The following is a 14,608-nucleotide window of genomic DNA, read 5'->3' as shown; positions in this document are numbered from 1 at the left end:
GGGCGAGCTGAACGCGCGAGCGAGGCATCAACGCGCCCCGCTCTGCACCGGCGTGCGAGTCTCGGCCGCCTGCTCGGGTTCGAGCATCGCGGCGGCCGGGGCGGGCCGGACCGGTGCGGGGTGGGCGCCGTATCGGCGATCCAGGATGCGCAGCACGGCTCGCAGCACGCGATCGAGCCCGTAGGCGATGGCGAAGCTGATCGGGACCATGCCCACGAGGACGACCAGGAACTGCGGGATGAACGGCAGTCCCGCCACCCACAGCTCGAAGCCGTCCCACCATCCTGCGATGCGATGCACGATCCCAGCCTAGTCGGTTCGCCGGCCGGTTCCACGAGGCCATCGGCACAGTACCCGGACCGAGCGGTGGACGCCGGGCGCGCATCGGCCCGAAGATGGGGTATGGCGTCCTCCGATCACCTCACCCTCAACGACTCCGACGGCCTGCCGACGAACCTGACCTACCCGACGGGCGCGACCGAGCCGCACCGCCACGGCGCCTACCCGCCGATCGACGACTACGCCTTCCTGTCCGACTGCGAGACCAGCTGCCTGATCGCCAGCAACGGCTCGGTGGAATGGATGTGCGTGCCGCGGCCGGATTCGCCGAGCATCTTCGGGGCGCTGCTGGACCGCAGCGCGGGCTACTTCCGGGTCGGGCCCTACGGCGTGAACGTGCCCGCCGCCCGCCGCTACCTGCCGGGCGGGATGATCCTGGAGACCACCTGGCAGACCGGCACCGGCTGGCTGATCGTGCGCGACGCGCTGGTGCTCGGGCGCTGGCACAACAACGATCAGCGCAGCAAGACCCACCGGCGCACCCCGATGGACTGGGATGCCGAGCACCTGCTGCTGCGCACGGTGAAATGCGTGAACGGCACCGTGGAACTCGAGATGAGTTGCGAGCCCGCGTTCGACTACCACCGGGCCACCGCCCGCTGGGAGTACACCGGCAAGGTGTACGAGGAGGCGACCGCGGTGCGCAGCGACGACGCCAGCGCCGGTCCGACGCTGGTTCTCACCACGGATCTGCGGCTCGGGCTGGAGGGCCGCGAGGCGCGGGCCCGCACCAGGATGAAGGAGGGCGACGAGGTCTTCGTCGCGCTCACCTGGTCGGAGCTGCCCGCGCCGCGCACCTTCGACGAGGCCGCGAACAAGATGTGGCAGACCACCGAGTGCTGGCGTCAGTGGATCACGCTCGGCAAGTTCCCCGATCACCCGTGGCGCAACTACCTGCAGCGCAGCGCGCTCACCCTCAAGGGCCTCACCTACGCGCCGACCGGCGCCCTGATGGCCGCCGCCACCACGTCCCTGCCGGAAACTCCCGGCGGAGAACGCAATTGGGATTACCGCTACAGCTGGGTGCGGGACGCCAGCTTCGCGCTGTGGGGCCTGTACACGCTCGGCCTGGACCGGGAGGCCGACGATTTCTTCGCGTTCCTCAACGACGCGACGACCGGGGAGGAGGGCGAGCCCGTTCCCCTGCAGGTGCTCTACGGCATCGGGGGCGAACGCCAGCTCGACGAGATCATCCTCGATCATTTCGGCGGCTACGACCAATCCCGTCCGGTGCGCATCGGCAACAACGCCTACAACCAGGACCAGCACGACATCTGGGGCACCATGCTGGACGCCGTGTACCTGCATGTGAAGTCGCGCCAGCAGGTGCCGGAGACCTTGTGGCCGCTGCTGGTCCGCCAGGTGCGCGCCGCCATCGAGCACTGGAAGGACCCCGACCGGGGCATCTGGGAGGTGCGCGGCGAGCCCCAGCATTTCACTTCGTCCAAGGTGATGTGCTGGGTGGCGCTGGATCGCGGTGCGAAACTGGCCGAGCTGCACGGCCAGTACGAGCACGCCGAGGAGTGGTACGCGATCGCGGAGGAGATCAAGGCCGACGTCCTGGCCAACGGCGTCAACTCCGAAGGCGTGTTCACCCAGGTCTACGGCGGCGACACCCTGGACGCCTCGCTGCTGCTGGTGGTGCTCACCCGTTTCCTGCCGCCCGAGGACGACCGGGTACGCGCCACCGTGCTGGCCATCGCCGACCGGCTCACCGAGAACGGCTTGGTGCTGCGGTATCGGACCGAAACGACCGACGACGGCTTGAGCGGCGTGGAGGGCGCGTTCACCATCTGCTCGTTCTGGCTGGTCTCGGCGCTGGTCGAGATCGGGGAGATCCAGCGGGCCAGGCACCTGTGCGAGCGACTGCTCGGCTTCGCCAGCCCGCTGCGGTTGTACGCCGAGGAGATCGATCCGCGCAGCGGACGCCACCTCGGCAACTTCCCGCAGGCGTTCACCCACCTTGCGCTGATCAACGCCGTGACCCACGTCATCCGCGCCGAGGACACCCGGCACGCGGGCCGCTTCCAGCCCGCGCACACACCGCAGGGTCATCCGGTCTGATCCTGCGAGCGAACACGATCCGACACCGCAAGGTCATCGGCATGATCCTGCGAGAATCCCCATCCGACACCGCAGGGTCAGCCGGTCCGACCGGGCCCTGGGGACGGCCTACGCGGGAACGAGCCCGTCGGCCTCCTCGCGCAGCGCGCGCACTCTGCCGAGCTGTGCGTCGAGGTCGGCGATCCGCTCCGGCCTGCGGTCACCGTACTTCCCGTAGTTCTCCTCGGCCCGCCGCAGCGCGTCGTCCGCGCCGCGGGCGACCTCGGTCGCGATGTCGGTGAAGTGGTCGCGCAGCACGCGCTGCATGGCGCGCAGGCGGTTGCGCGACTCCTTGCCGACCTGGAAGATCACGTCGTCCATCAGGCGGGCCACCGCCATCTTGGCCTCGGCGCGGCGGCGCAGCTTGCGGTTCTTGCGGTCGTCCCACAGCGCGTTGACGCCCAGCAGCACGCCCGCGCCCGCCGAATACCAGTTCACCAGCGACATGCCCAGCAGGCTGGTGGCCAGACCGACCATCAGGATGCCGCCGTAGGAGCCGCGCAGACCGGTCAGGAACTGCTGAGTCACACCGGCTTTCGCGCTCTCCAGCGGCTCCAAGGGCTGCACCGCTTCGAGCACCTCGCCCGGGTTGGCCAAGCGCAGGTCCGGCAGCGGAGGGGTGCGGTTGTCGGCCGGGAATTTGGCGGCCACCTGCTCGCACAGCTCCATCGAACGGTAGTGCGCCACGGCGAAGTTCTCCTCGACCGCCTCGCAGATGCGCGCGTCCAGATCGGCGCCGAAGTCCTTCCACCGGCGCGCCGGATCGGTCTGGGCGATCTCGGCCTCGGCGTCGCGGATCAGGCTGCGCAGCCGGTGACGCAGATCGTGCTCGATGTCGGCCATCAGCTCCGTCGCGCCGTCGACGAGCGTGACCTGCCAGTTCGCGGTGCGCTGGCGCAGCTGGTCGGCCTCGTCGCGGGCGCGAGCGAGCTGGTCGGTGATCTCGGCCCGGCGCCGTGGATCGCGCAGCGCCTCGGCTTCGGTGCGCAGCGTCACCGCGAGGTGGTCGCAAACCAGGCGAATGTCCTGGACCGCGGCTTCCAGCGCCACCGCGTCCGCGCGGGCGACCACGTAGTCGCGCAGATGATCGATCAGCTGCGGCACGCCGGATTCGATGTCGCGCTGGTAGTCACCGGTCAACCCGGCCTGCCGGTGCAGTTCCGCGGAAACCGGCGCCACCGCGAAGCCCAGCCCCGCCGAGTCCAGCAGTTCGCGGTTGCGCTGCTGGGTGCGCGACCAATGCGGGAACACGTCGATCTTGTTCAGCACGCAGATCACGGTCGGGCAGATCTGCTGGATGCGCTGCAATTCGGCGATCTGCTCCGGGGTCAGCTCGCTACCGGCCTCGCCGACGTAGAGCACGGCGTCGGCCGCGGCGATCATCGACCAGGTGGTGCGGTCGTCGCCCAGCGCACCCGGTGCGTCCATGACCACGACGCCATCGGCGAGCAACGGGCTCGGCTGGGTGAATTCGGCGCGGACGACGCCCTGCGTGGCCAGCGCCGGGCCGGGATCGAGCGGGTCGACCGGCTGACGTTCGGTGCGGCCGTACTCGGTCTGCCGCACCAGCGTGGCGGTCGGATCCGGGCCGTACTCGACGATCACCGGGACGCTCAGATCGCTGTCGGTCGCACTGACCGAGGCGCCGACCAGGCTGTTGACCAGCGTGCTCATGCCGTTCTTCGGACGACCGACGACCACGAGCCGCACCCGGGGATCGCTCACCCTGGCGCGGACCATGCCCAACCGGCTGCCCAGGTCGTCGCGTCCCGCGGATCGGGCCGTCTCCCGCAGCTCGTCGAGTATTCGGATGAGCGGGGCCATCGCGTCCGGATGTTTCACGGTCGCAGCCTTCAGCCCGGCAGCGGCAGACAACCCTCCTCCTTACTCTCGGTGACTTTCGTTCAGGTACCCCCGGCGGGCACTCCACAGTCCTCGCAACCGCGCGCGGCGCTGCTATATCAGTGAGATGTCCGACACATCGGACGCATAGTGATGCATTTCCGGCATGGCCGGCTCCGGCAGCAAGGCACTGGAGAGGCCGCCGGCGGACAGCAACGCGGAGTGATCGTAGTCGTGCTCCGCGAATCCCGGACCGGCGACGGGGTCGGCCGCCAGCGGCGCCGCGATCCCGTGCGGCTTCGGGTCGATCACCTGCGGCTTGATCGGCGCCTGGGTGGGCACGGGTGCGGTGTAGGTCGGCGCGTGCGGCTCGACGGTGGGCGCCTGCGCGGGAGCGCTGTAGGTCGGCTGGTCCGGCGCGGAGTACGTCGGCTGCGCGGGCCGGCTCACGGTCGGCACGTCGCCGGTCGGCAGCTCGTGACTCGGCAGATCGTCGGTCGGATAGGTGCTGTGCGAGGTGCCGCCGGTGCTGGGACGGCCGGTGCCGCCGCCCGGTGTGGTCACGTCGTCGTCCGGGGTGGTCGGAGCGTGCGTGGGCGCCGGGGTCTGGGTGACCGTCGCGCCGGGGGTCTTGGTGGTCGGCAGGTCCGGCGCGGTCGTGATGCCGCCGTGCGGCGCGGTGGTGACGCCCGGCGTCTTCGTGATGTCGAGATCCGGCGTCTTCGGCGCGGACGGTGCGGTCGCGTCGCCCGGCCCGCTCGGCGTCGGCGTGGTCTTGACGATCGTCGTAGGGGTGGGCACGGTCGCCGTCGGCGAATGCGTCGGGTGCGTCGGCTGCGGGTCGGAGACGGGAGACGGCTTGACCGCGGGCGCCGGGCGTACCGCGTCGAACAGCGCGGGAACCGCCGCGGCCGGAGCGGTCAGCACGGACGGCCCCTCCGGAGCGGCGAGCACGTTCGCGATCGGGGTCGAGGCGACGTCGGGCTGGATCGTGGTCTGCAGCGGGGTGGCCGCGACGACCGGAGCGGCGGCGACCGCCGCGGGTGCGGGCGCGGGAGCCGGAACGGCGGGAGCCACCGACGCGACCGGCGCGACCGTTGCGGCGGGAGCGACCGGCGCCGAGGCGGACAGCGGCTGCACGACGCTCGAAGCCGACGGCTGCGCGGCTCCGGCCGACGGGGACTGCGCCACGCCGGACGCCGCCGACGACTGCGTCGCGGACGAGCCCGGTGACGTGAGCGCGCCGAGCAGGCCGGAGTGGCCGTGGCCGGGGGCGTCCTGCTCGGCGGTGTGGTCGGTGCCATCCGGAATGCGGATGCCGTCGGCCAGCCAGTCGGTGTACTCGTCGAGCTGGTCGCCGACATGGCCGACGCCGACATCGACCTTCATCTCGGAGGTGAAGTAGATCCCGTTCGGGCCGATCCCGAAGTCGACCTGCCACTGCGTGCCGACGAACGCCCCGAGATCGCCGCCGCCCTGACCGACGCCGTCGAACGGGTCGCCCGCCGCGGGCGCCGCGCCGACGCCGTTGCCGCCCGGCAGGTCGAAGACGGTGGAGCCGGGCGCGACGAAGCCGTTCGAACCGGGCAGGCCGAAGCCGTGCCCGGCTTGGCCGAGTCCGTGGCCGGGCAGGCCGAACCCGTGGCCGCCGGGCGCGTCGAGATCGTTGGAAGCCTCGGACCGGGTGCCCGGCAGTGCGGGACCGTGGGACACGTGGCCCTCGGTCCCCGGAATGGTCAGACCGGATCCGGAACCCTCCGTGCCCGGGATGCCACCCAGTCCGGGAACGCCGTTTCCGGAGTGGCCGGGCAGTTGCATCCCGTGCCCGCCCGCCTCGCCGCCGGCCAACGTCGGCAGTGGGAATCCGGCGTCGGTCCCGCTGTAGTCGCCCCCGAGCGTGGGCAACGACGGGGCGGCGCCGGTGCTGGGCAAGGTGAACGCGGGCGCGGGGCCGACCGACCCCGGGACCGGGTTGCCGTGCGCCACCGGAGTGTTCGAGCCGTGCGAGGAGAACGGCGCGGGTTCGACGACCGGGTCCGGGAAGGTGATCACCGGGCTCGGCTGGTCGGGGTCGGGATCGGTGCTGTGCGCCCAGCCGGTGTGCCAGCTGTCGAGGCGGGATTCGCCGGGCTGCGCGGGGACGCCGCCACCGTTGGCGGCCACCAAGGCTCCACCGGTGACATAGGCGCCCGCCCGCGCGACCCGCGCGACGCCGGTGGCCACACGATAGGCGGTGTCGCCCGCGCGCTCGGCCCCTTCGGTGTCGTCGTCGAAGGGCAGATCACGCGTCATAAGAAGCTCCACTCTCGGTTGTCCAGCATCCTCACCACGCCGGCCGAGCAAGTGAAGATCATCCAACAGTATTTCGGGAATACTCCCCTGTCACATTCTCCAGGACTGTAGAGAATACGGCTGTGGTGAGCAACACAACCTTGCCATCCGAAATACCGGGTCGGAAGCCCCATTTCCGGTGGTGTTCCGGACCGCGCGCAGACTCGAATAGACGCCGCCACCAGGACTGATCGATTCGTCATCAGCGTGGCTGTGAACCGGCCGGGAAAAATTAATGGAACTCTAAGATTTGCCGGCGGAGTGCTGGAGATCGGCTCCGGACTGTCGAATTCGAGGAACCAGCCGCTCGGCGGCACGGATGCGCGGGGCACCACACCGTCGGCGCATCGACCGGACGACTGCCGACCGATATCGCGCTCCGGCCACCTGGTCGGCAGCCAGCCGGTCACTCCCAGAGTGTGGGATTAGATTGACACCATGGCCGGACAACGAATCCTGGTCGCGGACGACGAGGTTCGCGTCCTCGCGTCGCTGCGGCGAGGACTGGAGCTCTCCGATTTCGAGGTCGTCACCGCGTCCGACGGCGCCGAAGCGCTGAGCATGGTCCGCGCCACCACGCCCGACGCGATGGTGCTCGACGTCAACATGCCCGTGCTCGACGGCGTCGGGGTGGTCACCGCGCTGCGGGCGATGGGCAACGACATCCCGATCTGTGTGCTCAGCGCGCGCACCGCGGTCAGCGACCGAATCGCCTGCCTGGAGCGCGGAGCCGACGACTACCTCACCAAGCCGTTCGATCTCGGCGAGCTGGTCGCCCGGTTGCACGCGCTGCTGCGGCGCAGCCGGAAACCGGTACGGCGGCCGGAGCAGGTGCGCGCGGTCGGGCGGGTGCGCATCGACCCGGCCGGGCGCCGGGTGCTGGCCGGAGACCGGCCGGTGGAGCTGACGAAACGGGAATTCGAGGTGCTCGCCCTGCTCGCCGAGCACACGGGCATCGTGCTCGGCCGCGAGCAGATCCTGTCCGCCGTCTGGGGATACGACTTCCCCACCGACACCAACGTCGTCGACGTGTTCGTCTCCTATCTGCGACGCAAACTGGAGGCGGACGACGTGCCCCGGGTGATCCACACCGTGCGCGGCGTCGGCTTCGTCCTCCGGGAGGAACCATGAGCAGGTCACCGTCGCTGCGCACCCGGGTGGCCGTCGTCTCGGGGGTGGTCGCGGCGCTGGTCGCGCTCACCTTGACGATCACCTTCGCGGCTCTGCTCGACGCCACCGGCGAACGCCAGCTGGACGAGACCGTCTCCTCGATGGCGGTGCGCGTCGCCGGGCCCCTGGAAGCGGTTCCCGCGCAACCGGGTCCACCGGCCGCGGCCCCGTTGTCCCCACGGCAGGCGCCCGCGGACGCACGCAGGCCGGGTGCGCCCGCCGACGCGGCGATCGCCCGGGTCGACGGCCTCCCTGGCGTGCTGGTCGCGCTCGATCCCGACCGCGATGTCGTGGCGTCGGCCATTCACCGCAGTCAGCGCATCGGGTTCGGCATCGGCGTCGCAGGCGCGCTCCTGGCCGCCCTGCTCGGCTGGTTCCTGGCCGGATTCGCCGCGCGTCCACTGCGCCGCCTGGCCGACGCCACCCATCGCATCGACACCTTGGAGGAACTGCCGCCGTTGTCCGGCCGGGGCGCGCGGGAAGCCGAGGAACTCTCCGACGCGATCACCCGCATGCTCGCCCGGCTGGAGGCCGCGCACCGCGCCACCCAGCGCGCCCTGAGCGGGGCGCGCGACTTCGCGTCGGTCTGCGCGCACGAATTGCGTACCCCGCTCACGGCTTTGCGCACCGACCTGCAGGTACTGGCCACGAAAGAAATACCGGAGGGGCAGCGCGGCGCGATCCTGTCCGAAGTGCTGCTGGCCGAGCGGCAGATCGAGAACACGCTGACCGACCTGGAACGCCTCGCGCTCGGCGAACTCACCGAGCCGGACGTCTTCGAACCGTTCGACCTCTGCGACACCCTGGATCGAGCGGTGCACGACGCCCGGCGCAGGCATCCCGGAGTCGACGTCCGGCTCGCCGACTGCGCCCCGGTCACCGTCACCGGTCTGTCCGGCGGCGTCCTGCTCATCGTCACGAACGCCGTCGCAAACGCCGTGCAACACGGTCACGCCCGAACCGTCACCGTCACCGCACGAACCGGCCCGGAGGACACCGTGGAGATCCAGGTCGACGACGACGGCCACGGCATCCCCGAGGCCCTGCGCGCCGACGCGTTCGACCGCTTCGTCAAAGGCCCCGGCTCACCCGGCTCCGGCCTGGGCCTGGCCCTGGTCCGCCAGCAAGCCGAATTGCATTCCGGCACCGCCGAACTCGACGAGAGCCCGTTGGGCGGCGCCCGCCTGCGCGTACGGTTGCGCAGCGGGCTAGGCGGGCCCCAAGTCTGCCTGGTCGGTCGTGGTACCTCATCTCCCGAGTAGCCAGCGCCAACGTGGCAGTTCGGCGATTGCAGTGGTGAGCGCCAGTGTGGTGACGACGACGGCCGGCCAGGCCGGCCAAGTGGCCCAGGACGCGAGTACGGCGGCGGCAAGTTGGAGAACGACGAGACCGATGGTGACTGCGCCGGGGACAGGAATGAGGACCTGTCTCTTGTCGCCAGGGGTGGCGAAGAGGGTCGGCAGCCCGATGAGCACGACCAATGCCGCAACCGCGAGCGCGACCGAGTGATCGGCCAGTGCCCATGGGGTGGCGATCCACGCGATCAATTCGGTGGTGAACCGCAGAATCGAGGCGAGACGTCCCTGGTCGGTGAGGTTCGGCGAGGTGATGGCGCGGGCGGACATGACGGACAGCGTGTCATACCCGCTGGTCTGGAATACTCGATGGTCTGTCAGGGCTCATCGAGCCTGGCGACGAGAGCTTTTCGCGAAAGACGAGGTTAGACGGACGGTGCGTGAGATCACCACATCCATCGAGATCAACGCCACTCCCGAGCAGGTGTGGGCGGTGCTCGCCGATCTGCCGACCTATGGGCAGTGGAATCCGTTCATCCAGCAAGCGGCCGGTGAGCTGCGTACGGGTGCGAAGCTGACGTTGCGGATGGTGCCGAAGCAGGGGCGGCCGATGACGTTCAAGCCGAGGGTGCTGGCCGCCGAGCCGGGGCGGGAGCTGCGGTGGATCGGGCGACTGCTGGTGCCCGGCATCTTCGACGGCGAGCATCGATTCGTGCTCACCGCGATCGATGGCGGCACACAGTTGGTGCAGAGCGAGAAGTTCTCCGGGGCGCTCATCGCGTTCACCGGCGCGATGATCGAAAACACCCGCGACAATTTCGTCGCCCTCAACGAGGCGTTGAAGAAACGCGTCGAAGGCGCCTAGAGCCTGTGTTGAAGTGGTGATGGCGGGTCTGTCTGCCGGTTCTCAGTTGAGGGTGGCACCGCACAGCGGTGCCACCCTCAACTCACTTCGACACACAACCTAGCCGCCTACTTCTTGTCCTTCGGCTTGTCCGAAGCGGCGTCGGAGGACAGCGCGGCCACGAAGGCTTCCTGCGGGACGTCGACCCGGCCGATCGTCTTCATCCGCTTCTTGCCTTCCTTCTGCTTCTCCAGCAGCTTGCGCTTGCGGCTGATGTCACCGCCGTAGCACTTGGCCAGCACGTCCTTGCGAATGGCGCGGATGTTCTCGCGGGCGATGATCTTCGACCCGATCGCGGCCTGGATCGGCACCTCGAACTGCTGGCGCGGGATCAGCTCGCGCAGCTTGGTGGTCATCTTGTGCCCATAGGCCTGGGCCGCGTCGCGGTGCACGATCGCGCTGAACGCGTCCACCGCCTCGCCCTGCAACAGGATGTCCACCTTCACCAGCTGCGACTCCTGCTCGCCCGACTCCTCGTAGTCCAGGCTCGCGTAACCGCGGGTGCGCGACTTCAGCGAGTCGAAGAAGTCGAAGATGATCTCCGCCATCGGCATGGTGTAGCGCAGCTCGACGCGGGTCTCCGACAAGTAGTCCATGCCGCCGAGCTCACCGCGACGGGACTGGCACAGCTCCATGATGGAGCCGATGAACTCGCTCGGCGAGATGATCGTGCACTTCACGACCGGTTCGTAGACCTTGCCGACCTTGCCCTCCGGCCAGTACGAGGGGTTGGTGACCACATGCTCGGCGCCGTCCTCCATCTCCACCCGGTACACCACGTTCGGCGCGGTCGAGATCAGGTCGAGGTCGAACTCGCGTTGCAGGCGCTCGCGGGTGATCTCCATGTGCAGCAGGCCCAAGAAGCCGCAGCGGAAGCCGAACCCGAGCGCCACCGAAGTCTCCGGCGTGTAGGTCAGGGCGGCGTCGTTGAGCTGCAACTTCTCCAGCGCGTCGCGCAGATCCGGGTAGTCGGAGCCGTCCACCGGATACAGGCCGGAGTACACCATCGGGCGTGGCTCGCGATATCCGGTGAGCGGTTCGCTCGCGCCGCCGCGCGCACCGGTCACCGTGTCGCCGACCTTGGACTGACGCACGTCCTTCACGCCCGTGATCAGGTAACCGACCTCGCCGACGCCGAGACCCTGGGTCGGCTTCGGCTCGGGCGAGACGATGCCGATCTCCAGCAGCTCGTGCGTGGCGCCGGTGGACATCATCTTGATCTTCTCGCGCGGGGTCAGCTTGCCGTCCACCACGCGGACATAGGTGACCACGCCGCGGTAGGTGTCGTAGACGGAGTCGAAGATCATCGCGCGAGCGGGCGCGTCGGCCTCGCCGACCGGCGGCGGCACCTGGGCGATCACCTGGTCGAGCAGATCCGTCACGCCCTCGCCGGTCTTGCCGGAGACGCGCAGCACGTCCGACGGCTCGCAGCCGACGATGTGCGCCAGTTCGGCGGCGTAGCGCTCCGGGTCCGCGGCGGGCAGGTCGATCTTGTTCAGCACCGGGATGATCGTCAGATCCTTGTCCAGCGCCAGATACAGGTTGGCCAGCGTCTGCGCCTCGATGCCCTGTGCGGCGTCGACCAGCAGGATCGCGCCCTCACACGCCTCCAGCGCACGGGAGACCTCGTAGGTGAAGTCCACGTGGCCGGGGGTGTCGATGAGGTGCAGCACGAAATCGGTGCCCGCGTGCTCGCCCGTCCTGGGCGTCCAGGGCAACCGCACGTTCTGGGCCTTGATGGTGATGCCGCGTTCGCGCTCGATATCCATCCGGTCCAGATACTGGGCACGCATCTGCCGCTCCTCGACCACACCGGTCAGTTGCAGCATCCGGTCGGCCAGCGTCGACTTGCCGTGGTCGATGTGCGCGATGATGCAGAAGTTCCGGATCCGGGCGGGATCGGTGAACGTCGTGTCGGCGAAGCTGGCGGGCACTCCACTCCTCATGGGTATCGGCAAACTGCCGTCCATCGTCCCATGATGCTGTGTTGGTTTTTGCAGCGCCTGCGGCGCTGCGTGTTCGCGGCCCCGGGAAGTCTCGCGTTCGAGCGACCGAGACTCGCGACTTCGTCGCATGCGCTTCGGTCGCTCGAACGCGAGACGGGCCGCGAACGGTGCTCGTAAGACTCGCACCCGGGCGGGTCGGAAGTGCGCTCGGGCGGTGGGCCCCCGGTTCGCCGGTCCGCATGGCGCGCGATTTCCTCGGGCGGCGAATGACCTCGGCGACACAACGAATCCCACGCGGGTGAGAAGCGGCGGGTGCGCCGTTATTCTCCTGAGATGGCCCGAAGTTGGAACTCCCTCGGCAAGCAGATCGGTCTCCTCGCTAAGCAACAGGGTCCAAAGATAGTCAAGCAGCAGGGTCCCAGGCTGGTCGACCGGCTCGTGGGGTCGCTGGCCCAGCGGCGCGCGAACGGGGGCGTCGCGGTGCGGCCCGCCGCGTCGACACCGGTCCCCACCGCCGAGCGGGCCCGGCAGATCGTCTACTCGCCGCAATTGGACGGCCGCGCCGATCCCGGGGAGATCGTCTGGACCTGGGTGCCGTTCGAAGAGGACCCGAGCAACGGCAAGGACCGGCCCGTGCTGGTGGTCGGCCGCGATCGTCGCACGCTGCTGGGCCTGATGCTGTCGTCGAATCCGGAACGCGCGTACGACCGCAACTGGATCGGCATCGGCAGCGGGTCCTGGGACCACGACGGCCGCCCGAGCTGGGTGCGGCTGGATCGGGTGCTCGACGTGCCGGAGGCGGGCATACGCAGGGAGGGAGCGATCCTGCCGCGCAAGACCTTCGACCTCGTCGCCCACCGGCTCTGCGCCGAATACGCCTGGCACTGAGGACGACGTGTCGCGCGTACTCGGGCCGACCAAGATCGCCATGCTGGTCACCGACGTCGGTTTCCTGCTCTACTGGGCGATCGCGTTCGCCCAGGTGATCCCGCCCGAATGGGCCTACAAGGACTACGCCGACCCGATCCTCGGCGACTGGAACTACTCGTTCGTCGTGCTGGACCTCGCCGCGAGCGCCACCGGCCTGGCGAGCCTGTGCCGCGCGGGCGGGCGCACCCTGATGACCGTCTCCTTGACGCTGACCAGCGTTGCCGGGCTGCAAGCCCTCGCGTTCTGGACGCTGCGCGGCGATTTCAGCCCGCTGTGGTGGGCGCCCAACCTCTTCCTGCTGCTGTTCCCCCTCCCCGCCTTGGTCACCCTGGTATGCGACGGCCCGCAGGAACAAGCGGCGAGCTGACGATGCCGCCGCGCCTGCGGGCCGCTGACCCAGGCGGGAACGCGCCGGTCAGGAGATCATGTCGCGGGAACGGCCGAACAGCAGGCCGTACAGCAGCGCGCCCAGACCCCCGCCGATCAGCGGGAACACGATGAAGGCCCAGACCTGTCCCATCGCGCCGTCCTGGTAGGGCGCCACAGCGAGACTGCGGGCCGGATTGACCGAGGTGTTGTCCACCGGAATCGACACCAGGTGGATCACCGCCAGCGTGACGCCGATGGACAGGCCGGCCAACGGCACGTCCGAGAGCTGGTCGGTGGACGACAGCACCACGAAGACGAGCAGCGCCGTCAGCATCACTTCGACGATGATCATGGCGGCGATCCCGAACCCGTTCTGCACGACCACCTCGCCCAGGGGCCCCCGGATCGCGGACGGGCTGTGCTTGCCCCACCCGTTCGCGCCGAGACCGTCGACCGATCGATCGTATGACGGCAGGTTCTTGGCCAGCGCGAACAGAACGAGTCCGGCGAGGAGCCCGCCGATCAGCTGCGAGATCACATACCCCGCCGCGGACACGCCGCTGAGCCGGCCGAGCAGCAGATGCCCCAGGGTGACCGCCGGGTTGACATGACAGCCCGAAATCGGCCCGATGGAGTAGACGAGAAACATCAGCGACAGGCCGAAGCCCAGCGCGACGCCAAGCGGACCGACCTTGTTCCCCGCCAGCACCGCGGTGCCGACGCCACCGATCACCAGGACGAAGGTGCCGAGCGCCTCGGCGCCCCACTTCTTGCTTTCGGGGATCGGTTTGTTCTCGACAACCTCTTCGACCATTTCCTGGGCCGTTGGAGACATCTGTCCACCTTCCGCGTTCCAGACATGTACTCGGACGAGTCGTGGTACCGCTTCGACAACAGAGCCGCTCGAACAGCAACGGTTGCTCTGAGGACGCTACGCGAGTCGGATGATCTCTACAACGACTTCGGGGCCGGTCGCGCCGCCGCCGGAGAAGACACCGGGAAGCGTCGACCCGGCCACCGCGGGCAGCCGGAAAATGTCATTCATGCAGGTAATGCCGCTGTAGGTGTCGTTACTCCGCCACGCACGCCGCTCGCCCCGTGCTGATATCCCCCGCCGGGCAGCGGCGCGGCCCGGAGATAGCCGGTGCACAGCCGCTCGCGCTGCCCAGGCCGGTTCCGCGACACCAGGCGCCCGCAGCCGCCCGCCGTGCCGGACACCGGCCGCCAGGACTGGGATCGGCCGAGCGCCCGGCTGTCCGACGGATCGCGAGCCCGTCACCCGCGATTCGACCGGTCGGGTGTCGATTTCGTGTGCCGGACGGCGACTGGTAACCTCGACCTTCGGCGCTGCGTTACCCGTCCACCGCGGGTATGTCGCG

12 protein-coding genes are annotated in these 14,608 nt (G+C 69.4%); 6 read left to right on the top strand and 6 right to left on the bottom strand.

The window, feature by feature from the left end; all coding sequences use genetic code 11:
* Positions 1–27 precede the first annotated feature (27 nt).
* Entirely contained in the window at positions 28–300 is a 273-nt protein-coding gene (locus tag ABZ552_RS27300; RefSeq protein ID WP_281874891.1) for a hypothetical protein, read from the bottom strand.
* Positions 301–402: 102 nt separating this feature from the next.
* Between ABZ552_RS27300 and ABZ552_RS27295 the strand changes: the two genes are divergently transcribed.
* Positions 403–2,403 (top strand): glycoside hydrolase family 15 protein, encoded by a 2,001-nt coding sequence (locus tag ABZ552_RS27295; RefSeq protein ID WP_281874892.1) that lies wholly within the window; start codon positions 403–405, stop codon positions 2,401–2,403.
* Positions 2,404–2,511: 108 nt separating this feature from the next.
* Here ABZ552_RS27295 and ABZ552_RS27290 read toward each other — a convergent pair whose 3' ends face one another.
* Both ABZ552_RS27290 and ABZ552_RS27285 read right to left on the bottom strand, forming a co-directional pair.
* A complete protein-coding gene (locus ABZ552_RS27290; RefSeq protein ID WP_357440668.1) occupies positions 2,512–4,317 on the bottom strand; it encodes a hypothetical protein in 1,806 nt (601 codons plus the stop codon).
* A gap of 81 nt (positions 4,318–4,398) precedes the next feature.
* Positions 4,399–6,576, bottom strand: a complete 2,178-nt coding sequence (locus ABZ552_RS27285; RefSeq protein ID WP_357440665.1) for a hypothetical protein — start codon at positions 6,574–6,576, stop codon at positions 4,399–4,401.
* A 477-nt stretch (positions 6,577–7,053) separates the two neighbouring features.
* Between ABZ552_RS27285 and ABZ552_RS27280 the strand changes: the two genes are divergently transcribed.
* A complete protein-coding gene (locus ABZ552_RS27280; RefSeq protein WP_357440662.1) occupies positions 7,054–7,746 on the top strand; it encodes a response regulator transcription factor in 693 nt (230 codons plus the stop codon).
* Complete coding sequence (locus ABZ552_RS27275; protein WP_357440659.1) at positions 7,743–9,047, top strand: HAMP domain-containing sensor histidine kinase; 1,305 nt, start codon at positions 7,743–7,745, stop codon at positions 9,045–9,047. Before ABZ552_RS27280 ends, ABZ552_RS27275 begins: the two co-directional genes overlap by 4 nt.
* Here ABZ552_RS27275 and ABZ552_RS27270 read toward each other — a convergent pair.
* Positions 9,033–9,410, bottom strand: a complete 378-nt coding sequence (locus tag ABZ552_RS27270; RefSeq protein WP_281874897.1) for a hypothetical protein — start codon at positions 9,408–9,410, stop codon at positions 9,033–9,035. The two genes, ABZ552_RS27275 and ABZ552_RS27270, sit on opposite strands and share 15 nt — an antisense overlap.
* 106 nt (positions 9,411–9,516) lie before the next feature.
* Between ABZ552_RS27270 and ABZ552_RS27265 the strand changes: the two genes are divergently transcribed.
* Positions 9,517–9,945, top strand: coding sequence for an SRPBCC domain-containing protein (locus ABZ552_RS27265; protein ID WP_357440656.1), 429 nt, complete (start codon positions 9,517–9,519; stop codon positions 9,943–9,945).
* A 107-nt stretch (positions 9,946–10,052) separates the two neighbouring features.
* Here the strand turns inward: ABZ552_RS27265 and lepA are convergent, their stop codons facing one another.
* Positions 10,053–11,954: a translation elongation factor 4 gene (gene lepA / locus ABZ552_RS27260; RefSeq protein WP_281916913.1), complete on the bottom strand. Its 1,902-nt coding sequence runs from the start codon at positions 11,952–11,954 to the stop codon at positions 10,053–10,055.
* Positions 11,955–12,263: 309 nt separating this feature from the next.
* On the opposite strand from lepA, the gene ABZ552_RS27255 reads away from it, so the two are divergent.
* Together ABZ552_RS27255 and ABZ552_RS27250 are read left to right on the top strand one after the other, a co-directional pair.
* A complete protein-coding gene (locus ABZ552_RS27255; RefSeq protein WP_281874901.1) occupies positions 12,264–12,818 on the top strand; it encodes a type II toxin-antitoxin system PemK/MazF family toxin in 555 nt (184 codons plus the stop codon).
* A 7-nt stretch (positions 12,819–12,825) separates the two neighbouring features.
* A complete protein-coding gene (locus ABZ552_RS27250) occupies positions 12,826–13,227 on the top strand; it encodes a DUF5360 family protein (protein WP_357440652.1) in 402 nt (133 codons plus the stop codon).
* 48 nt (positions 13,228–13,275) lie between these two features.
* Here ABZ552_RS27250 and ABZ552_RS27245 read toward each other — a convergent pair whose 3' ends face one another.
* Positions 13,276–14,064, bottom strand: coding sequence for an aquaporin (locus ABZ552_RS27245; RefSeq protein WP_281874903.1), 789 nt, complete (start codon positions 14,062–14,064; stop codon positions 13,276–13,278).
* Positions 14,065–14,608: the final 544 nt, after the last annotated feature.

It is taken from the genome of Nocardia sp. NPDC019219, from assembly GCF_040632645.1.
Taxonomy (GTDB): Bacteria; Actinomycetota; Actinomycetes; order Mycobacteriales; family Mycobacteriaceae; genus Nocardia; species Nocardia sputorum.
Note: the sequence above shows the minus strand (reverse complement) of the source record. Positions and strands in the feature narration are given on the sequence as shown.

Coding starts and splice junctions, on each gene's coding strand:
- ABZ552_RS27245 (WP_281874903.1), bottom strand. CDS start 14,064: ATGTCTCCAACGGCCCAGGAAATGGTCGAAGAGGTTGTCGAGAACAAA.
- lepA (WP_281916913.1), bottom strand. CDS start 11,954: ATGGACGGCAGTTTGCCGATACCCATGAGGAGTGGAGTGCCCGCCAGC.
- ABZ552_RS27270 (WP_281874897.1), bottom strand. CDS start 9,410: ATGTCCGCCCGCGCCATCACCTCGCCGAACCTCACCGACCAGGGACGT.
- ABZ552_RS27285 (WP_357440665.1), bottom strand. CDS start 6,576: ATGACGCGTGATCTGCCCTTCGACGACGACACCGAAGGGGCCGAGCGC.
- ABZ552_RS27255 (WP_281874901.1), top strand. CDS start 12,264: ATGGCCCGAAGTTGGAACTCCCTCGGCAAGCAGATCGGTCTCCTCGCT.
- ABZ552_RS27280 (WP_357440662.1), top strand. CDS start 7,054: ATGGCCGGACAACGAATCCTGGTCGCGGACGACGAGGTTCGCGTCCTC.
- ABZ552_RS27295 (WP_281874892.1), top strand. CDS start 403: ATGGCGTCCTCCGATCACCTCACCCTCAACGACTCCGACGGCCTGCCG.
- ABZ552_RS27275 (WP_357440659.1), top strand. CDS start 7,743: ATGAGCAGGTCACCGTCGCTGCGCACCCGGGTGGCCGTCGTCTCGGGG.